Genomic DNA, 20,051 nt, shown 5'->3' on the forward strand with positions numbered 1-20,051 from the left:
CTTAAATGCGTTCCATCTTCGGCAACCACACGCGAATCAACGAGAACAGTCGATCAAGGTCGATGGGCTTGGCCAGGTAATCGTTGGAGCCCGCCGCCAGGCAGCGCTCCTGATCGTCCTTCATGGCCTTGGCCGTCACCGCAATGATCGGCAGCTTACGCCAGCGCGGGTCCTGTCGGATCAGCGCGGTGGCTTCATAGCCGTCCATCTCCGGCATCATCACGTCCATCAGCACCAGATCGATGTCGTCGACCTCATTGAGTTTCTCGATCGCCTCACGGCCGTTACGGCCAATGACCACAATCGCCCCCTTGTGCTCCAGGGCACTGGTGAGGGCGAAGATGTTGCGCACATCGTCGTCCACCAACAGTACCTTGCGCCCCTCGAAGACCTTATCGCGGCTGCGGGCGGTCTTGAGCATCTTCTGGCGCTCTTGGGACAACCCGGATTCGACTTTGTGCAGAAATAACGTCACTTCGTCCAGCAATCGTTCAGGTGAGCGGGCACCCTTGATGATGATGGAGCGTGAATACTTGCGCAGTTCCGCCTCTTCATCCCGGGTCAGGTTACGCCCGGTGTAGATAATCACCGGCGGGAACGAACAGATGTCCTCGGTGGCCATGCGCTTGAGCAATTCATTACCCAGCATGTCCGGCAGTTTAAGGTCGATGATCATGCAGTCATAGACCGTGCTGCGCAGCAGGTCCAGAGCCTCCTGAGCGAAGCCAACTGCAGTGATTTCAATGTCATCGTCGCCGATCAGTCGGGCAATGCTGTCGCGCTGCAGGTCATCGTCTTCCACCAGCAGGATTCGTTTGACCTTCTGCGTCAGCTTGGCTTCCAGGCGTGCAAACACGTCCTTGAGCTCTTCGCGGGTGGTGGGTTTGACCGCATAACCGATGGCGCCCATATGCATGGCGGCTTCGACGCGGTCTTCCACGGAAATCACATGCACCGGGATATGCCGGGTTTCGGCGTGCTCCTTGAGGCGCTGCAGCACGGTCAACCCCGAATGGTCCGGCAAGCGCATGTCCAGCAAAATCGCGTCGGGCAGGTACTGTTCGGCCAGGCTGTAGCCCTCGTCCGCACCATGGGCCACCAAACAGTGGTAACCCAACTCATGAGCGAGATCGAAGAGGATACGCGCAAAGTTCGGCTCATCTTCCACCACCAGGATACAGCGTGTGGCAAACGGAGCCTTTTCGCGATCGTCGGCAAAACGTGGGATCAGCGCTTCGTCGGCCACCGGTAACGGTGAAACCTTGATTGAGGCTGCGGGTGCAGGAGTAACCACCACCGCCCGGGAGTGCTCGATAGCCGGAGCGTCTTCGTCACGCTCGACATACTGCTCTGGCAACACCAGCGTAAAGATACTTCCCTGGCCCGGCTCACTGGTGACGCTGATGTAGCCCCCCAGCAACGTGGCCAGGTCCCGGGAAATCGAGAGCCCCAGGCCAGTGCCGCCATAACGGCGGTTGGTGGTGCCATCGGCCTGGCGGAAGGCTTCGAAGATACTTTCCTGCTGGTCCGGGGCAATACCGATCCCGGAATCGCGCACGGTGAAGGCAATGCCCTCCCCCGGCTGACGGGAAATGGTCAGGCTGACCTGGCCCTTCTCGGTGAACTTGACTGCGTTGGACAGCAGATTCTTGAGGATTTGTTCCAGACGCTGGCGGTCGGTGAACAGCATCAGCGGCGCACCTTCCTGTACCTCCACCTGAAACCCCAGTTTGCGGTCGGCCGCCAAGGGTTCGAACATCCCGCGCAAGCCATCCGTGAGGCGCGCCACGCTGGTGTTCTCCGGGCGCATTTCCAGCTTTCCGGCCTCGACCTTGGCAATATCCAGGATGTCGTTGATCAGGTTGAGCAAGTCGTTACCCGCCGAGTAGATCGACTCGGCAAACTTGACCTGTTCGGCGCTGAGGTTTTCCTCGGAGTTCTCCGCGAGCAACTTGGCCAGGATCAGCGAACTGTTGAGCGGTGTGCGCAGCTCGTGGGACATGTTGGCGAGGAACTCGGACTTGTACTTGCTGGAGCGCTGCAATTCGTCGGCGCGATCCTCCAGCTCGACCTGCACACGATTGAGTTCAACGTTCTTGCGGTCCATGGCATCGCGCTGGTCGGCCAGGATCTGGGTCTGTTCGGCCAGTTGCTCGTTAGTCTGCTCAAGCTCCGCCTGTTGAGTTTCGAGGTGAGCCTGGGACTCCTTGAGGATGCGTGACTGCTCTTCCAGCTCCTCGTTGGCGGTCTTGAGCTCCTCTTGCTGCACTTGCAGCTCTTCATTGAGCTGCTGGGTCTCGGCCAGCACTTCCTGCAGGCGCTGGCGATAGCGTGCCGCTTCGATGGAGGTACCGATATTGCCGGCGATCAGCTCCATCAATTCCACATCACGCTCATCCAGCGGGCGCAAGAAACCCAGCTCGATCACCCCGTTGACCCGGTCATCGTCACTGGTAGGCACCACCAGCACGCTGCGGGGCGCACCGTCACCAAGACCGGAACTGACTTTGAAGTAGTCCACGGGCACATCATCCAGACGGATCAGGCGGCGTTGTTGGGCGGACTGGCCGACAATGCCTTCGTCGTTGTAGATCGACTGTTCCTGCTGCTCCTGCTCACGGGAGAACCCGTACGCGGCCACGCGCGTCAGGCCACCGTGCTCTTCGCGTACATACAGCGCGGCAACCACCGAGCCCATGTATTGGGCAAAGAACTGCAGGATGTTACGACCCAGCAGGTTCAAGGTCAGTTGGCCGAGTACCTGTTCCGCCAGTTCGGTCTGGCCATTGCGCAGCCAGGCTTGCTGTTCCAGGCGTTTTGATATCTTCATTTGCGACGCGAGGTTTGTGCTGTAACTATCTGAAAGTACTAAAAGATTTTTCCTACCAGCGTAGGCTAAAAAACCACTCAGGCCCAGAACGAACAACAGATAGAGGGTGACGCTCAGGACCGTGGTGCGGGTGACGTCCTCATTGCGAGTGATGCGAAACTGTTGCTCCATCGCCACCGCCTGGTCGTACTCCTTGCGCACTTCATCGGTCAGGCGCTTGCCGCGCCCAGCCTGTACCGCGGCCCGGTAATCGCCGTTCTGACGGCGCATTTCGATCATTTCCTGGGCGTAGTTATTCCACTCATTCTGCAAGGACTCCAGGCGTTTGAGGCGGTCAACCTGCTGTGGATTGTCAGACACCAGCTCCTGCAGCCCACGCAGGTCGGAAATGATCCGTGGCTTGGCCACTTCGTACGGGTCGAGGAAATGCTCGTCGCCAGTGATCAGGAAACCACGCATGCCTGTTTCCAGGTCGATGGTCAGTTTCGAGGTTTCGTTGAGATTGGTAATCACACGATCGGTGTGCTCCACCCACTGGATCACCGATAACAAATAGGTGATCAGGCACACAAAAAACACCGCACTGAGTACACCAACCCCCAGCGGCAACGCCACGTTGCGGCTCAGAAGTTTGCGGAAACTGTTCTCATCGATAGACGACGCGGGAGTCATGGGCATGCCTTGGCCAAGTGCGGAAAAACCGCGAGTTTGCCCCAAAGCCGGTGTCGAGGGCTACGTTTCTGACGTGTATCAAGGACAAACCTTAGGTGTCATTTCCATCAGTTCCCCTCCGAACGCCTTTTTACATCGTGTCACCTACATAAAACTTGACAACTACCGGCACCGCCCAACGGAACGCAGTTATCTGTTTTGAACACCCAACGATACGCCTCGGGTACAGGGAAGCTCCTTTGGGAAGGCGTTTTTCCGGAACATTCAAACAGGTAATCCGAGATGAATGCAGTCAACAGCCTACATTTGCCCCTCGCCACCAACCTCCCACTAGCACCTGTCACCACCTCCGATACAATTGCTTCCCCGCCTGGGAGTACAGGCGCGACAACTACTTCCGCCGTCAACACCCCCCAAGCGCTGCAACAGGCACTCGGGGACCAAGGTAACCGGCACAACCTGGCGCAAGCACTTTATACAGTTGCTCAAGGTTTACCCAAAAACGCCGATGAGCAGGCCGTATTGGCCGCTCTGAAAAACCAGCAAATGGACATTCATCCTGCCTCCAGCTACCCCCAGGAAACTCCGCAGGCAAGCAGGCGAAGCGTCAGTCTTGAAGCATTCATCACCCAGAGTCGCCTGGCCCTGCCAAAAACCCAAAACCACTGTGTCTACCTGGCAGATGCTGTAGCCCAGAAAGCACTGCAACATCCTTTAGGCAATTTTGGTGGTGGTCTGTCCTGGCCAATCCCCTTGAGCGTGGAAGATCAAAGCAAGGTCGGCACCCTGGTAGATAAGAATACGGCGGACTTGCCGGGCCTCCCACTACAGGACATACGCAAGGGCACGCTTGGTTACCTGCTCAGTAGTACCCCCTTGTCCACTGCTGAACTGCAAGATCCTGCCAAAGCGCTGGAGAAACTTGTTGCCTCCCCCGCAGCACAAGCGTTGGGCCAAGCCATCCAGACTCAACTGAACGGCATCCCCACCGCCAACAGCGTCACTGATTATGTACTGGCCGCCATCAACATAGGCCTTGATGTGGACTCCATGTCTGTGGCGCAGAGAAACAGCGCCGCAGGATTTGACTTGGCAAAGGCACAACACTGGGGCAAACCAGCCTCATCTATCGTCAATAACCTGAGCCTGCATCTGGTCAGCGAAGGTAAAGCTACAAATGCAACGGCCAAGCTTGCCACTCACCTGCTGCTGGCACGTACCGCTCCTCAGTTTCTGGTCAAGGACATTCCCGCCTCCACCGTTTACGGTAGCCAGGCATGGGCCAACTTCTGCATTGCGGTCGCCAAAGTGGAAGCTGAAGTCCCTGGAACCGCCGCCAACATGACGTTCGCCCAGGTCATGAAAGCCGCTGGTGGATCCGACGCGGCCGCACCCGAGTCTGCGCAGAAAGCCGCGCTGGTGGACTGGGCCGTCGCCAATGGCATCGTTCCTAAGATTGACGACGATACCTATACGCCCGCTCAACTGGAGACGGTAAGAACCGCATTTAATCAACAACAAAGTGAACGATTAGATGCCTCGGACTTGTTGAGTACGCCGATCCCGAGCCGAAAAGAAATCGCACTGGCCAAACTCAAGCAACAGTTTGGGGACAAAGTACCGTTTGAAGAAAAACTTTTGCGCCTTGACGAGCCCGGCACACCCTACGCCGAACCGCTCTACAACCCGAATCGGCGCCCCGCCGGCCTGCATTCGATGCTCGATATTGCCATGATGGAGTTAGGCGACGCCAAATGGAAAACGACTGACGAGCGCATTCCCATTGACGCAATCAACGCGCCTCTCAAGTTCGAGGTAAACAAGACATTCAACGATCAATTCAAAACGGCCATCGAGTCGCGCCAAAAAGGCATTGGCACGACCATCAAACACCTTATTGCCCAGCTTCCATTGGCCGACAGGCAAAACCTGGAGCATGGAAAGCTCGAATTCTTCCAGAAAAAAACTTACGCCTTGGGTTTGGACTTCACGTCTAAAACACTTCACGACAAAGACAACAACCTGTTGGTTAAAGCCACTGGGGTTAATGGGGAGAGCGTCTATGAAATTGACATCAAGAAAGGCGCAATCACTGCTGTTTCAGCGTCTGCACTGACTAGGACCAAGGAGCGGCAAGCCAATAAGGTAGAAAAAATAGAACTGTTCACGCCGTCCAAAACCAGCGAATCAGACCTGAGCCAAACACCGCAAGGCGGCTCATCGACCGTGCCCTCCAGCTTTTCCTCCACTCGAACACAGTCCATCGCCGATGTATTTGTTGAGCACCTTGATATCGACAGTGATGACGTCGTGAAACACGCCAGGGGAGCCAGCACACTCGATAAACAAAAAGAACACGAATGGAAAGTCGCGGATTTTTTCCTGAACCTGGTGCCGCTCAGGTCGGCCATTGTCAACTTTCAGAACGGCAACTACCTGGACGGTGCGACAGACTTGGCGATGGATGTCTTTGGCTTCGTGACCGCCGGCGTGGGAACTGCAGCGAAAGTCGCAAAGGTCAGCGCCACAACCGCCAGCACGACCGCCAAGGCCGCGAAAATGGCAAAAATCATTGGCGTGGGCACGATCAACGCATTCAATCCGGCGGGCGGGGTCGGGGATTTGCTTGTGGGCGCAGGAAGAGTCGCGGTAGGTGGAGCGAAGGCCGCCGCACGGGGCTTGGGTTCCGCCGGCAAGGCTGGCTTATCGCTAGTGTCCGACACTATTAACAAAGCCCGTGGCGCATCGGGTAGCTATGATCTGTTGAAAGCGGCCAACAAAGAATATGGGGCGGCGGCATTAGGCTCCTTCAAAGTAGCGAATCGTAATATCGAAGGGGCCGCCATATTCCAAAATGGCAATTGGTATCACTACGACCTAGTCAAGCAACAGCCATTTGGCTCACCCATCCAGAACTTCACCCCTATAAACGGTAGGCTGGGAAGCCCCATAGGTGCTGGAGCACCGATGGGCCCCCGCCATGAGGGCTTCCAAAAAAACCTGGACAGTGCGCGAGAGTCACACAATCGTGCAGCCTTTGACCAGGGCTATGAACATGGGCACGTGACCAACCTTCCAGATTATTATCCGAACATAAACTATGACGGACTTGTAGAGTTGGTTTCAAAACCCAATCGACTGCCGGAAGAGATCGGCATCCTCGCCAAGGAAATAAAACTAAAGAGCATGGAGGGCGCTAAATATGCGTCTCAACTTCTTAACAATGACGTAAAGGCACCAGGTGTTCAGTTGATCCCTGCCTCACAAGCCCATTACCTCGCTCATGTCGACCCAGCTTCAAGAGGCGAGTGCGCCGCACTGGCAAATGCTATGGCAATGGCTATCGGGAACGGAAAAGAAGACTTGCTCCTGAATAACCTTTACCGGGCGGCGAACGTCCCAACGACAACCGAAGCCCAAAAATTCATTAAAACCTTAAGGTCTTTTCAGGAGGTCGTAGGCAATAAGAAAACTTTTCATTTGGATCAACCCATCAGAAAATTGAGTGTTGCAGATATCATCGAAAATCTCACCAATTCCCCTACATCAAAGACACTTAGAATCGGAGAAAAAGATCATGGATTGATAGCAGGCATAAAAGTTGAAGCTGGAAAAACGGAATGGTTCTTCTACGATCCGAACGCGGGATTGGTAAAATTTCAAACATTGCAATCCATGCAAGAAGGTATAGAACTTACATTAAGTAGCGGACTGAGTGCTGCAACGCGAAAGCCATATGGATCAACACGTGGGGCCGTCGAATATAATGTCAGTGAATTCCATAATGGCGACGTAGTTTTCGATAACGTTGACGATTTAGCCTTGGCACACTTGGTATTCACTCCGTTATGAAGTATTGCCTCACCCGTTGAATACGTTGTGGACCCCAGCCTCGTTCAGTTTTCGAGTGAGGCTGGGGCGACTATAAACAGGCCTCTGGCCAGACAAAACTCCCCTGTTTCTGTTTCCTGAACGGGACATTCTTGTCCATTGCCGTCACAATGCCTCGCTTGTTTCGGGAACTTGCCACGATCGACATGACTCACTAGAGAATAGTCTTTCAACTGACCCCAAGCCCTTTACCTTCACCTCTCGGGAACCCTCATCATGTCCACCGCCTCCACCATCCTTGTAGTCGAAGACGATGCCATCGTGCGCATGCTGATCGTCGATGTCCTCGAAGAGCTGGAGTACATGGTGCTTGAAGCGGCAGACGCCACACAGGCCCTGAAAAACATCGAAAATACCGATCAAGCGATCGACCTGATGATGACCGACTGGGGCTTGCCCGGTATGAACGGCAACGAATTGGCAAAAAAAGCCCGGGAACTACGCCCCACATTACCCATCCTGTTTGCCAGCGGTTATGCCGAGAACATTGAGCTTCCCCAAGGTACGCAGATGATCGGCAAGCCATTTTCCATCGACCAGTTGCGCGATAAAGTCAAAGGCATGCTGGTAAACCACTGATCCCCTTTATCCAGGGGTCGCTTCCACGGCGACATCCGAGCAAACACTGATTCGGCTATTTCCGACTGTATGCCCCCACCGAGGCCTACTTCGATAAAAGCTGGAAACTCGACGACATCACCCCAGCTCCTTAATAGAGACGCAACAACATGATCAGAAAACCGACGCGCCTGCTGTTGGCGAGCCTCTCGATTCTCATGAGCACCGGCGCCTGGGCCGACTTCACGGCTACCCCCAGTGATGCCAGGGTCATTGCCAAGGAGGCCTACTTGTATGGCTTCCCGGTGGTGGAAATGTACAAGACCCTCTACGCCCAGGCGGTGGATAAGGGCGGGGCGAATTTCAAGGCGCCGTTCAACCATATCGGCAACACCGCTCAGGTCTTCACCCCCAAGGACACCGCGTTCGTCACCCCCAACTCGGACACGCCCTACTCCTTCGTCTGGCTGGACCTGCGGGCTGAACCGGTAGTGCTGACCCTGCCAACGATCGAGGAAAACCGTTATTACTCGGTGCAATTGATTGACCTCTATACCCATAACTTCGGCTACCTGGGCACTCGCAGCACCGGCAACAACGGTGGGCATTACATGATCACCGGGCCCGACTGGAAAGGTCAGCAGCCGGCCAATATCGATCGCGTGGTGCGCAGTGAAAGCAACATCGCCTATGCGCTGTATCGCACCCAATTGCTCGATGACAAGGACCTGGGCAAGGTCAAGCAGATTCAGGGCGGCTACAAAGTGGAGCGCCTGAGCCGTTATGTGAACCAGCCCGCGGTCAAGGCATCGAAGATCATCTGGCCAAAACCCTCGCCCCACATGAGCGACAGCCCTCAACTGTTCCGCTACTTGAACTTCATGCTGGCCTTCGCCGCCCCGCAAGACAGTGAAAAAGACCTGCTCGCACGTTTTGCCACCATTGGCATCGAAGCGGGCAAGCCGTTTGACCTCAAGGCGCTGAACACCGAGCAACGCAAAGCCCTGGAAGACGGGATCGCCGACGGCAAGGCTGAGTTTGCCGCGTTCAAGAAGGACAAGCTCGACACCCATAAAGTCAGCAACGGTGACCTGTTTGGTAGCCGTGACCACCTGCAAAACAATTACCTGTACCGGTACGCCGGCGCCAACATGGGGATGTTCGGCAACTCCAGCGATGAAGCGGCCTACATAAGCTACTTTGTCGACAGCGAGGGCAAGCCCGTCAACGGCGCTCGGCACAGCTACACCTTGCATTTTGCCAAGGACCAGTTGCCACCGGCCGACGCGTTCTGGTCGCTGACCCTGTACGACGGCAAAACCAAGCTGCTGGTGTCCAACCACAAGAAGCGCTACCTGATCAATTCGCAGATGTTGCCCAAACTCAAGCTCGATGCCGACGGCGGGCTAACATTGGCCCTGCAACACCACGAGCCACCGAAAGCCGAACAAAGCAATTGGCTGCCGGCGCCACCAGGCCCGTTCTACGCCGTTTTGCGCATCTATCTGCCCAAGCCCGAGGTAGGTAACGGTCAGTGGAAGCAGCCACCGCTGACGCCGCTCAAGTAAGCCTGCGTGTCCGGTCGCCTGAAACAAGACCGGACACGTCCATCCCACCTCATCACTCTCCGCTCCAACCGCTGGCCACCGCGACAATCCCTTTCAACCACTCCCCCATCAAGTGCAAAAAAGTATCAGTAAAAGTGCTCCCAAGGATTTGTCACCGCGCCATTTGAAGGCTGTAATCAACGCACACTCTTCCAGCTGTCGTGGGAGACACAACAACAATAACTGTCCTTCTGTAGCCCCCAGGGCGCAGAAATGGAGTGCGCGATGAAGTTCACAGCTAAAGCACTGCTTGCCTCTACTTGCATCACAGCATGCATGACCCTCAGCGCCGTCAGTCTTGGCGCGCAAACCCTGACCATTGCCACCGTCAACAACAGCGACATGATCCGCATGCAAAAGCTCTCGAAAACCTTCGAGACCGAGCATCCGGAGATCAAGTTGAACTGGGTGGTACTCGAAGAAAACGTCCTGCGCCAACGCCTGACCACCGACATCGCCACTCAGGGTGGACAGTTCGATGTGTTGACCATCGGCATGTACGAAGCTGCACTCTGGGGCGCCAAGGGCTGGCTGGAACCGATGAAGGACCTGCCAGCATCTTACGACCTGGACGACGTGTTCCCTTCCGTGCGTGACGGCCTTTCGGTCAAGGGCTCGCTCTACGCCCTGCCGTTCTACGCCGAAAGCTCCATCACCTATTACCGCACCGACCTGTTCAAGGATGCCGGGCTGACCATGCCTGAGCATCCCACCTGGACACAGATCGGCGAGTTTGCCGAAAAGCTCACCAACAAGGACAAAGAACAATACGGCCTGTGCCTGCGGGGTAAAGCCGGTTGGGGCGAGAACATGGCGCTGATCACCACCCTGGCCAACGGCTACGGTGCACGCTGGTTCGACGAGAAGTGGCAGCCGGAATTCAACGGTCCTGAGTGGAAAGACGCGCTGAACTTCTACGTCGACAACATGAAAAAATCCGGCCCTCCGGGGGCGTCCAGCAACGGTTTCAACGAAAACCTGGCGCTGTTCAACAGCGGCAAGTGCGCCATCTGGGTCGATGCCAGCGTTGCCGGCTCGTTTGTCACCGACAAGACCCAGAGCAAGGTGTCCGAGCATGTGGGCTTCACCTTCGCCCCGCATCAGGTCACGGATAAAGGCACCTCGTGGTTGTACTCCTGGTCCCTGGCAATCCCTACCAGCTCCAAGGCCAAGGATGCCGCCAAGGTGTTCAGCGCCTGGGCCACCTCCAAGGAATACAGCGCTCTGGTTGCCAAGACCGACGGCGTCGCCAACGTACCGCCAGGCACACGCAAGTCGACCTATAGCGATGAATACATGAAGGCTGCGCCGTTCGCCAAGGTGACGCTGGAATCGCTGAAAGTCGCGGACCCGACCAAGCCAACCCTCAAGCCTGTGCCGTACATCGGCATCCAACTGGTGACCATTCCTGAATTCCAGGCGATTGGTACCCAGGTTGGCAAGTTCTTCTCGGGCGCGTTGACCGGCCAGCAAACGGTGGACCAGGCCTTGGCCGCCGCGCAGACCACCACCGAGCGCGAAATGAAGCGGGCGGGTTATCCCAAGTAAAGCGGGCTCATCCCACTGAGTGTGGGGCCCCGCTTTATGTGGGAGCCGGGCTTGCCCGCGATGCAGACAACTCGGTCTGTCAGTGACACCGAGGCGATTTCATCGCAGGCAAGCCAGCTCCCACATTTGACCGCGCTCCAGCCCTCGTTCTGCCTGTAACCAACTGGTTCTGATCACCATGAATACTTCCACTGCCCACGTGCAAACTGCTCAACCGGAAAAGGCGCGTAAAAGCCGCCTGATCAACCCCGGCTGGTTCCTTGTCAGCCCCTCGGTAGCCTTGTTGCTGCTGTGGATGATCGTGCCTCTTGGCATGACCCTGTACTTTTCGTTGATCCGCTACAACCTGCTTTACCCCGGCGAAAACCAATTCGTGGGCCTGGAAAACTTCACCTACTTCATCACCGACTCAGGTTTTCTGCCCGGTGCGACCAATACCCTGTTGCTGGTGGGTAGCGTCTTGCTGATCAGCGTAGTGCTTGGCGTACTGATCAGTGCCTTGCTTGAGGCCAGCGAATTTTTCGGTCGCGGCCTGGTGCGGGTGTTGCTGATTTCGCCGTTCTTCATCATGCCCACCGTCGGTGCGCTGATCTGGAAGAACCTGATTTTCCATCCGGTGTCGGGGATTCTCGCGGCGGTGTGGAAGCTGTTCGGCGCTCAGCCGGTGGACTGGCTGGCCCACTATCCGTTGCTGTCGATCATCATCATCGTGTCCTGGCAATGGCTGCCCTTCGCGATCCTGATCCTGATGACCGCCATGCAGTCCCTGGACCAGGAACAGAAAGAAGCCGCACGCCTGGACGGTGCCGGCGCCATCGCGATCTTCTGGCACCTGACCCTGCCCCACCTGGCGCGCCCCATCGCCGTAGTGGTGATGATTGAAACCATCTTCCTGCTGTCGGTGTTCGCGGAAATCTTCACCACCACCAACGGCGGTCCGGGTTACGCCTCGACCAACCTCGCCTACCTGATCTACAACCAGGCGCTGGTGCAGTTCGATGTGGGTATGGCGTCGGCCGGCGGCTTGATTGCCGTGGTCATTGCCAATATCGCGGCGATCATCCTGGTACGGATGATCGGCAAAAACCTGACTGACAAGCCTTGAGGGCCGCGCCATGACGCTTCAACAATCCCGCCGCCTGCAAAGCGTGCTGCTCGGCACCCTGGCCTGGGCCATTGCGATCCTGATCTTCTTCCCGATCTTCTGGATGGTACTGACCAGCTTCAAGACCGAAATCGACGCGTTCGCCACGCCGCCGCAGTTCATCTTCGCCCCGACCCTTGAGAACTACCTGCACATCAACGAGCGCAGCAACTACTTCAGCTACGCGTGGAACTCGGTACTGATTTCCTTCAGCGCCACGGCTTTGTGCCTGCTGATCTCGGTACCGGCAGCCTATTCCATGGCCTTCTACGAGACCAAGCGCACCAAAGGCACGCTGTTGTGGATGCTGTCGACCAAGATGCTGCCGCCAGTCGGCGTGCTGATGCCGATCTACCTGCTGGCCAAGAGCTTTGGCCTGCTGGATACGCGTATTGCGCTGATCATCATCTACACCCTGATCAATCTGCCGATCGTGGTCTGGATGGTTTACACCTACTTCAAGGACATCCCCAAGGACATCCTCGAAGCCGCCCGCCTGGACGGCGCCACCCTGTGGCAGGAAATGGTCCGGGTGCTGCTGCCAATCGCCAAGGGCGGCCTGGCCTCCACGGTGTTGCTGTCGCTGATCCTGTGCTGGAACGAGGCGTTCTGGTCGCTGAACCTGACCTCCTCCAACGCCGCGCCACTGACCGCGTTGATCGCTTCCTACTCCAGCCCCGAAGGCTTGTTCTGGGCCAAATTGTCCGCCGTGTCGACCCTGGCCTGTGCGCCGATCCTGATCTTCGGCTGGATAAGCCAGAAGCAGTTGGTCCGCGGTTTGTCCTTCGGTGCCGTGAAGTAACGGCCTCTATTTAACTATTTGAAAGCGGAGGCCCATCATGGCCAACCTGAAAATCAAGAATCTGCAAAAAGGCTTCGAAGGCTTCTCCATCATCAAGGGCATCGACCTGGAAGTGAACGACAAGGAATTCGTGGTCTTCGTCGGCCCCTCGGGCTGCGGTAAATCCACCCTGCTGCGGCTGATCGCTGGCCTGGAAGAAGTCACCGAAGGCACCATCGAACTGGATGGCCGCGACATCACAGAAGTAACCCCGGCCAAGCGTGACCTGGCGATGGTGTTCCAGACCTACGCCCTGTACCCGCACATGACCGTGCGCAAAAACATGTCGTTTGCCCTGGACCTGGCAGGTATCGACAAAAAAATCGTCGAGAGCAAAGTCAGCGAAGCCGCGCGCATCCTGGAGCTGGGGCCGTTGCTGGAGCGCAAGCCCAAGCAACTGTCGGGCGGCCAGCGTCAGCGGGTGGCCATCGGTCGCGCCATCGTGCGCAACCCGAAGATTTTCCTGTTCGATGAACCGCTGTCCAACCTCGACGCCGCCCTGCGGGTGCAGATGCGCCTGGAATTGTCGCGCCTGCACAAAGAACTGCAGGCGACCATGATCTACGTGACCCACGACCAGGTCGAAGCCATGACCCTGGCCGACAAAGTGGTAGTACTTAACAGCGGCCGCATCGAACAGGTCGGCTCGCCGCTGGAGCTGTATCACCAGCCGGCGAACCTGTTTGTCGCGGGCTTCCTCGGCACACCGAAAATGGGTTTCCTCAAAGGCAAAGTCACCCGTCTTGAGGCCCAGGGTTGCGAAGTGCAACTGGACGCCGGTACTCGTATCAGCCTGCCCCTGAGCAGCGCGACCTTGAGCGTCGGCAGCGAAGTGACCCTGGGCATTCGCCCGGAGCACCTGGAAATCGCCTCCCCCGGCGACACCAGCCTGACCGTCACCGCCGATGTCGGCGAACGCCTGGGCAGCGACACCTTCTGCCACGTCATCACCTCGAACGGCGAGCCGTTGACCATGCGTATCCGTGGCGACATGGCCAGCCAGTACGGTGAGACGTTGCACCTGCGCCTGGACCCGACTCAGTGCCATCTGTTCGATGCCGACGGCGTGGCCGTGGTCCGTCCACTGCGCGCTGCCGCCTGATTTCGCGAGAACCTTTTGATGAAACTGAACAAGCAAAACCTCACGCAACTGGCGCCTGAAGTGCAACTGCCGGCCTACGCGATCGCCGATACCCACCAGGGCATTGCCCATATCGGTGTGGGTGGTTTCCACCGGGCCCATCAGGCGTATTACACCGATGCGCTGATGAACCTGGGTGAGGGTCTCGACTGGAGCATCTGCGGTGTCGGCCTGCGGGCGGAAGACCGTAAGGCCCGGGACGACCTGGCCGGCCAGGACTATCTCTACACCCTGTATGAACTGGGCGACACCCACGACACCGAAGTTCGGGTGATTGGCGCCATCAGTGACATGCTGCTGGCCGAAGACGGCGCCCAGGCGCTGATCGACAAGCTGGCCAGCCCGCAGATTCGTATTGTCTCGCTGACCATCACCGAAGGCGGCTACTGCATCGATGACAGCAACGGCGAGTTCATGGCCCACCTGCCGCAGATCCAGCACGACCTGGCGCACCCCAACGCGCCGAAAACCGTGTTCGGGTTTATCTGTGCGGCGCTGACCAAGCGGCGGGCGGCGGGCATTCCAGCATTCACGGTGATGTCCTGCGATAACCTGCCCCACAACGGCGCCGTTACCCGAAAGGCGCTGCTGGCCTTCGCGGCGCTGCAAAACGCCGACCTGCATGACTGGATCAAGGCCAATGTCAGCTTCCCCAATGCCATGGTCGACCGCATTACGCCGATGACCAGCACCGCTCACCGCCTGCAATTGCACGATGACCATGGTGTCGATGATGCCTGGCCAGTGGTGTGCGAGCCTTTTGTGCAATGGGTGCTGGAAGACAAGTTCGTCAATGGCCGTCCGGCCTGGGAAAAGGTCGGAGTGCAGTTCACCGACGACGTGACCCCCTACGAAGAGATGAAAATCGGGCTGCTTAATGGCAGTCACCTGGCATTGACCTACCTGGGGTTTCTCAAGGGTTATCGCTTTGTCCACGAGACCATGAACGACCCGCTGTTCGTAGCCTATATGCGTGCCTACATGGACCTGGACGTGACCCCGAATCTGGCACCGGTACCGGGTATAGACCTGACTGAATACAAGCAGACCCTGGTGGATCGTTTCTCCAACCAGGCGATTGCCGACCAGTTGGAGCGCGTGTGTTCCGATGGTTCATCGAAATTTCCCAAGTTCACCGTGCCAACCATCAACTGGTTGATCGCCGATGGGCGCGAAACCGAGCGTGCAGCGCTGGTGGTGGCGGCTTGGGCGCTGTATTTGAAGGGAGTGGATGAGAACGGTGTGATCTACCGCATTCCGGATCCCCGTGCCGAGTTCTGCCAGGGGCTGGTGACTGACGATGTGGTACTCAGTCGAAGGTTACTGGGGGTGGAAGAGATTTTTGGTTCGGCTATTCCCAACTCCCCGGCGTTTGTGGCAGCGTTCGAGCGTTGCTATGAAAGCTTGCGTGATGTGGGTGTGAGCAAGACGCTGGAGCGGTTGTTGGCCAATATCCACTGACGGAACCGTATCAAAATGTGGGAGCGGGCTTGCTCGCGAAAGCGGTGGTTCAGCCATATATTTGCTGACTGAATGGCCGCTATCGCAGGCAAGCCAGCTCCCACACTGACCGCATTCCATACCTATAAACGTGCTGAGCGACCCACCATGACCCAGCAAAACCTTTACCTCGGCATCGATTGCGGCACCCAAGGCACCAAGGCCATCGTCCTCGACGCCGCCAGCGGCAAGGTCCTTGGCCTTGGCGCCGCCAGCCACACACTGATCAGCGGTGCCAACGGCCGCCGTGAACAGGACACCCAAGAGTGGCTGGATGCCTTTACCGAAGCCACCCACCGCGCCTTGCAACAGGCAGGGGTCGATGGCCAGGACATCCTGGCCATCGGCGTTTCCGGCCAGCAACACGGCTTGGTGCTGCTGGATGACCACGGCAAGGTCCTGCGCCCGGCCAAACTGTGGTGCGACACTGAAACCACGCCAGAAAACGATCGCCTGTTACAGCATCTGGGCGGCGAAAGCGGATCTCTGGAGCGCCTCGGCGTGGCCATTGCGCCCGGCTACACCGTGTCCAAGTTGCTCTGGACCCGCGAGCAGCACCCGGATGTTTTCGCCCGCATCGCCCATATCCTGCTGCCCCACGACTACCTTAACTATTGGCTCACCGGCCGTGCCTGTGCGGAATACGGTGATGCTTCTGGCACTGGTTACTTCAACGTACGGACTCGCGAGTGGGACCTGCCGCTGTTGCGCCATATCGACCCCGATGGACGTCTGGAAGCGGCGTTACCAACGCTGATCGAGGCCCACGAAAGCGTCGGCACCATCCTGCCAGCCATCGCCGAGCGCCTTGGGATCAACCCCAATGCCCAAGTATCCAGCGGCGGTGGCGACAACATGATGGGCGCCATCGGTACCGGCAATATCGTCCCTGGGGTGATTACCATGAGCCTGGGCTCGTCCGGTACGGTCTATGCCTTCAATGATCAGCCCAATGTCAGCCCTCAGGCGTCGGTGGCGACCTTTTGCTCGTCCAGCGGCGGCTGGCTGCCGTTGATCTGCACCATGAACCTGACCAACGCCACCGGGGTTATCCGTGAGTTGTTCGAGCTCGACCTCGCCAGCTTCAATGCCTTGGTCGCTCAGGCACCCGTCGGGGCTGACGGGGTGAGCATGCTGCCGTTCCTCAACGGCGAACGGGTGCCCGCCCTGCCCCACGCCACCGGTAGCCTATTGGGATTGACCATGACCAACCTGACGCGCGCCAATCTCTGTCGCGCGGTGGTCGAGGGCACCACCTTCGGCTTGCGGTATGGCCTGGACCTGTTGCGCGAGACCGGCCTGCAAAGTCAGAGTATCCGCCTGATCGGCGGAGGTTCGAAAAGTCCCGTCTGGCGGCAGATGGTCGCCGACATCATGAACACCGAAGTTATCTGTACCGAACAAAGCGAGGCAGCGGCCCTGGGCGCGGCGATCCAGGCGGCCTGGAGCCAGTCCGGTGAAAGCCTGGCAGCGCTATGCCTGCGTTGTGTCAGCGTCGACCCGGCCAGCCGCACCCTGCCGACCGCAACCAGCGTCAGCGCCTATCAGCAGGCCTATGAGCGCTATCAACAGCACGTGGCATCCCTTTAAGAGCGAACGAATATGTATTTGGTATGTGGCGAAGCGCTGTTTGATTTTTTCAGCGAGGAAGATGCCAGCGGTCAGGCGTCGAAGGTCAACTACAAGGCCATTGCCGGCGGCTCGCCGTTCAATGTGGCGGTGGGTCTGCGCCGCCTGGGGATCGATGCGGGGCTGTTTGCCGGGTTGTCCAGCGATTACCTGGGACGACGCTTGCTGCAGGTGCTCAAGGACGAAGGTGTGCGTGAGGACTACCTGCTGGAGTTCACCGCCCCCACCACCCTGGCGATGGTCGCAGTGGGCGCCAATGGCTCACCGCAGTACAGCTTTCGCGGTGAGGGTTGTGCAGACCGACAATTGCAACTGAAGCATTTGCCGACCCTTGGCGCCGATATTCGCGGCGTGCATATCGGCTCGTTCTCCCTGGTGGTCCAACCGATTGCCGATACCTTGCTGGCTCTGGTCCGTCGGGAAAGTGGCAAGCGCCTGATCAGCCTTGATCCCAACGTACGCCTGAACCCTGAGCCGAATATTGAATTGTGGCGCCAGCGCGTGGCCGAGCTGGTCAAGCATGCCGACCTGATCAAGGTCAGCGATGAAGACCTGCACCTGCTATATCCCGACCAGTCACCCGAAAGCGTCCTGCAAGGTTGGTTGCAGTACCGTTGCCAATTGGTGTTCCTGACCCGTGGCGGTGACGGTGCCAGCGTGTTCAGCCGCCAGCACGGCAGTTGGACAGCGCCAGCGGTCAAGGTGGTGATGGCCGATACTGTCGGCGCCGGGGATACCTTCCAAGCTGCGTTGATTGCCTGGTTGACCGAGCAGCAATTGGACTCGGTCGATGGGCTGCAGAACCTCTCCAGGGCGCAGATCGACAGCATGCTCAATTTCGCCATCCGTGCTGCAGCGCTGACGTGTGGCAAGACCGGGCCAGACTTGCCGTATCGACATCAACTGGGTTGAGTCCTGCCTATTTCTCCTTGAGCGCCCCGGCCAGGCAGGCCCCCAACGCTCCCCCCAACAGCGGAGCCAGCCAGAACAGCCAGAGCTGTGACAGGTAGGCGGTACCGGCGAACAACGCCGGTCCCGTACTGCGGGCCGGGTTGATTGAGGTGTTGGTGATGGGCGTCGCCACCAGATGGATCAGCATCAGCGCCAGCCCCATGGCAATGGGCGCAAACCCCGCCGGTGCTCCCGGCGCCGTGACCCGCATGAAGATGAACACATAAAATAGCGTCGCCACGACTTCGACCACCAGCGCCGCCAACAGGCTGTAGCGGTCCGGACTCAATGGGCCATAGCCATTCGCCGCGAACGCGCCTATTTCAAAGCCCGGGCGGCCACTGGCAATCAGCGCCAGGACAGCAGCAGCCACGACAGCGCCAGCCACTTGGGCAATGATGTAGGGCAGCACATCAACTCCCTCGACCCGACGTTCGAGCCATAGGCCAATGGTCACCGCCGGGTTGAAGTGCGCCCCGGAAATACCACCCACTGCGTAGGACATCGTCAACACCGCCAGGCCAAACGCGAGGGCTACTCCGAAATAACCGATACCTGACTCAGGCAACACCGCCGCCAAAATGGCGCTGCCACAACCACCGAAGGTCAACCAGAAGGTTCCGAGAAACTCTGCTGCGATTTTTTGTTGCAAGATCAACCCCACGCATTGCACATGCCCTCTCGCTGAGGAACCCGGCAGGGACGTTAACAACGTAAATGCCGTGTACATATCAGACTTTTCCGGTAGGCATGTTGATTTTCCAAACCAGCAGCGCAGGCCCTTTCGATGGGCGCGGTATTTGTGTGAGATGAAGGTTTTGTCAGCAAAGCCCGGCTTAATCCATGGTTAATCCCCCACGCCGAGAGTGAAATCGACCGCACTCGCACAGCTCCTGTGCCTTGAGCGGTCGCTCCTCCATCACGTTGATGGATGGCCGAACGACTAGCGGAGAAACACCATGAAACTGCGTACGTTAATGCTCGGTGGTGCACTTGCCCTGACTGCTGTAACGGGGATGGCGCAGGCGGATACCACGCCCGTAGTGCCCTATCACTACGGCATGCCGTTGAATATTGCCAAGGTGATTTCAATGAACGAAACCCCGACCAATGAATGCAAGGTGATCAAGGCGGATATGAAGTTCCTGGACAAGGCCGGGAAAGTCGAAGACGTCAGTTATCACAAACTGTCAGAAGCCTGTGATTTTCAGAATTGAGGGACGGTGAAACAACAGTGGGCCTGGAATTTACCAGGCCCTGAGCTCATCGTTGACGCAACCTCAGCCGTCCCTTTAGCTAGTGCCAGGGACGCTCCCCTACTCGTTTAAGCGCCGGAGCATGTGGATGCTTGAGGTCCTCACGCAACCCGGTGATCAGGTTGCAAAGGGCTCGACTGCTATCGAGTTTGTCGGCGCAAATGCCGGTCACCACAAGGTTCACCCGATCGTGGTCCTTTTCGTCGTAGACCTTGACCGTCAACGACGCGTCCTCGGCCTTGATGCACTCACAACGCTTAGGCAGGAAACTTCCTTCAATAATGCTGCGTAACTCTAGATCCGAAAGCATAGCCAACCTCTCCTTTTTTGTGACTGCCAATGGTTTTTTATAACGATTGATAACAAGCTGATGCGCCTTGCCAACCCTGGAAAACGCACTCACTTATCTAGCGTACTCGGCTGTGTCTGAACTCGTTGGACCCTTTTCTCATAAGCGACAACGATACTTATATAAGTTCTAAT

The 20,051-nt window shown here is 57.6% G+C and carries 14 protein-coding genes; 11 read left to right on the forward strand and 3 right to left on the reverse strand.

What is annotated here, in order from left to right; genetic code table 11:
- Nucleotide 1 precedes the first annotated feature (1 nt).
- Nucleotides 2–3,502 carry a response regulator gene (locus tag HKK55_RS11185; RefSeq protein WP_169354730.1) on the reverse strand — a complete coding sequence of 1,167 codons (3,501 nt, stop codon included), beginning with the start codon at nucleotides 3,500–3,502 and terminating at the stop codon, nucleotides 2–4.
- Nucleotides 3,503–3,784: 282 nt separating this feature from the next.
- Here HKK55_RS11185 and HKK55_RS11190 point away from each other — a divergent pair, with 282 nt between their 5' ends.
- The 10 genes from HKK55_RS11190 to HKK55_RS11235 all read left to right on the forward strand — a co-directional run bounded on the left by HKK55_RS11190 (nucleotide 3,785) and on the right by HKK55_RS11235 (nucleotide 18,273).
- On the forward strand, nucleotides 3,785–7,354 hold the full coding sequence (locus HKK55_RS11190; protein ID WP_169354731.1) for a hypothetical protein: 3,570 nt from the start codon (nucleotides 3,785–3,787) through the stop codon (nucleotides 7,352–7,354).
- A gap of 255 nt (nucleotides 7,355–7,609) precedes the next feature.
- Nucleotides 7,610–7,972 carry a response regulator gene (locus HKK55_RS11195; protein WP_169354732.1) on the forward strand — a complete coding sequence of 121 codons (363 nt, stop codon included), beginning with the start codon at nucleotides 7,610–7,612 and terminating at the stop codon, nucleotides 7,970–7,972.
- Between the two features lie 149 nt (nucleotides 7,973–8,121).
- A complete protein-coding gene (locus tag HKK55_RS11200) occupies nucleotides 8,122–9,519 on the forward strand; it encodes a DUF1254 domain-containing protein (protein WP_169354733.1) in 1,398 nt (465 codons plus the stop codon).
- 264 nt (nucleotides 9,520–9,783) lie between these two features.
- A complete protein-coding gene (locus HKK55_RS11205) occupies nucleotides 9,784–11,106 on the forward strand; it encodes a sugar ABC transporter substrate-binding protein (protein ID WP_169354734.1) in 1,323 nt (440 codons plus the stop codon).
- A 178-nt stretch (nucleotides 11,107–11,284) separates the two neighbouring features.
- The gene (locus HKK55_RS11210; RefSeq protein ID WP_169354735.1) at nucleotides 11,285–12,211 is read left to right on the forward strand and encodes a carbohydrate ABC transporter permease; all 927 of its coding nucleotides are present in this window, start codon (nucleotides 11,285–11,287) and stop codon (nucleotides 12,209–12,211) included.
- 10 nt (nucleotides 12,212–12,221) lie between these two features.
- Nucleotides 12,222–13,052 (forward strand): carbohydrate ABC transporter permease, encoded by an 831-nt coding sequence (locus tag HKK55_RS11215; RefSeq protein ID WP_169354736.1) that lies wholly within the window; start codon nucleotides 12,222–12,224, stop codon nucleotides 13,050–13,052.
- A gap of 37 nt (nucleotides 13,053–13,089) precedes the next feature.
- Nucleotides 13,090–14,193, forward strand: a complete 1,104-nt coding sequence (locus HKK55_RS11220) for an ABC transporter ATP-binding protein (RefSeq protein WP_169354737.1) — start codon at nucleotides 13,090–13,092, stop codon at nucleotides 14,191–14,193.
- A gap of 18 nt (nucleotides 14,194–14,211) precedes the next feature.
- Nucleotides 14,212–15,693, forward strand: coding sequence for a mannitol dehydrogenase family protein (locus HKK55_RS11225; protein WP_169354738.1), 1,482 nt, complete (start codon nucleotides 14,212–14,214; stop codon nucleotides 15,691–15,693).
- 147 nt (nucleotides 15,694–15,840) lie between these two features.
- Nucleotides 15,841–17,322, forward strand: coding sequence for a xylulokinase (xylB, locus tag HKK55_RS11230; protein ID WP_169354739.1), 1,482 nt, complete (start codon nucleotides 15,841–15,843; stop codon nucleotides 17,320–17,322).
- Nucleotides 17,323–17,334: 12 nt separating this feature from the next.
- A complete protein-coding gene (locus HKK55_RS11235) occupies nucleotides 17,335–18,273 on the forward strand; it encodes a carbohydrate kinase (protein WP_169354740.1) in 939 nt (312 codons plus the stop codon).
- A gap of 7 nt (nucleotides 18,274–18,280) precedes the next feature.
- Here the strand turns inward: HKK55_RS11235 and aqpZ are convergent, their stop codons facing one another.
- Nucleotides 18,281–18,964 carry an aquaporin Z gene (aqpZ, locus tag HKK55_RS11240; protein WP_169354741.1) on the reverse strand — a complete coding sequence of 228 codons (684 nt, stop codon included), beginning with the start codon at nucleotides 18,962–18,964 and terminating at the stop codon, nucleotides 18,281–18,283.
- Nucleotides 18,965–19,271: 307 nt separating this feature from the next.
- On the opposite strand from aqpZ, the gene HKK55_RS11245 reads away from it, so the two are divergent.
- Complete coding sequence (locus tag HKK55_RS11245; protein ID WP_155582751.1) at nucleotides 19,272–19,529, forward strand: DUF2790 domain-containing protein; 258 nt, start codon at nucleotides 19,272–19,274, stop codon at nucleotides 19,527–19,529.
- Between the two features lie 79 nt (nucleotides 19,530–19,608).
- On the opposite strand, the gene HKK55_RS11250 is transcribed toward HKK55_RS11245, so the two are convergent.
- A complete protein-coding gene (locus HKK55_RS11250; protein ID WP_169354742.1) occupies nucleotides 19,609–19,878 on the reverse strand; it encodes a DUF1652 domain-containing protein in 270 nt (89 codons plus the stop codon).
- Between the last annotated feature and the right edge of the window lie 173 nt (nucleotides 19,879–20,051).

It is taken from the genome of Pseudomonas sp. ADAK18 (assembly GCF_012935695.1).
GTDB lineage: Bacteria > Pseudomonadota > Gammaproteobacteria > Pseudomonadales > Pseudomonadaceae > Aquipseudomonas.

Coding starts and splice junctions, on each gene's coding strand:
- HKK55_RS11235 (WP_169354740.1), top strand. CDS start 17,335: ATGTATTTGGTATGTGGCGAAGCGCTGTTTGATTTTTTCAGCGAGGAA.
- HKK55_RS11205 (WP_169354734.1), top strand. CDS start 9,784: ATGAAGTTCACAGCTAAAGCACTGCTTGCCTCTACTTGCATCACAGCA.
- HKK55_RS11215 (WP_169354736.1), top strand. CDS start 12,222: ATGACGCTTCAACAATCCCGCCGCCTGCAAAGCGTGCTGCTCGGCACC.
- xylB (WP_169354739.1), top strand. CDS start 15,841: ATGACCCAGCAAAACCTTTACCTCGGCATCGATTGCGGCACCCAAGGC.
- HKK55_RS11225 (WP_169354738.1), top strand. CDS start 14,212: ATGAAACTGAACAAGCAAAACCTCACGCAACTGGCGCCTGAAGTGCAA.
- HKK55_RS11195 (WP_169354732.1), top strand. CDS start 7,610: ATGTCCACCGCCTCCACCATCCTTGTAGTCGAAGACGATGCCATCGTG.
- HKK55_RS11250 (WP_169354742.1), bottom strand. CDS start 19,878: ATGCTTTCGGATCTAGAGTTACGCAGCATTATTGAAGGAAGTTTCCTG.
- HKK55_RS11185 (WP_169354730.1), bottom strand. CDS start 3,502: ATGACTCCCGCGTCGTCTATCGATGAGAACAGTTTCCGCAAACTTCTG.
- HKK55_RS11210 (WP_169354735.1), top strand. CDS start 11,285: ATGAATACTTCCACTGCCCACGTGCAAACTGCTCAACCGGAAAAGGCG.
- HKK55_RS11200 (WP_169354733.1), top strand. CDS start 8,122: ATGATCAGAAAACCGACGCGCCTGCTGTTGGCGAGCCTCTCGATTCTC.
- HKK55_RS11220 (WP_169354737.1), top strand. CDS start 13,090: ATGGCCAACCTGAAAATCAAGAATCTGCAAAAAGGCTTCGAAGGCTTC.
- HKK55_RS11245 (WP_155582751.1), top strand. CDS start 19,272: ATGAAACTGCGTACGTTAATGCTCGGTGGTGCACTTGCCCTGACTGCT.
- HKK55_RS11190 (WP_169354731.1), top strand. CDS start 3,785: ATGAATGCAGTCAACAGCCTACATTTGCCCCTCGCCACCAACCTCCCA.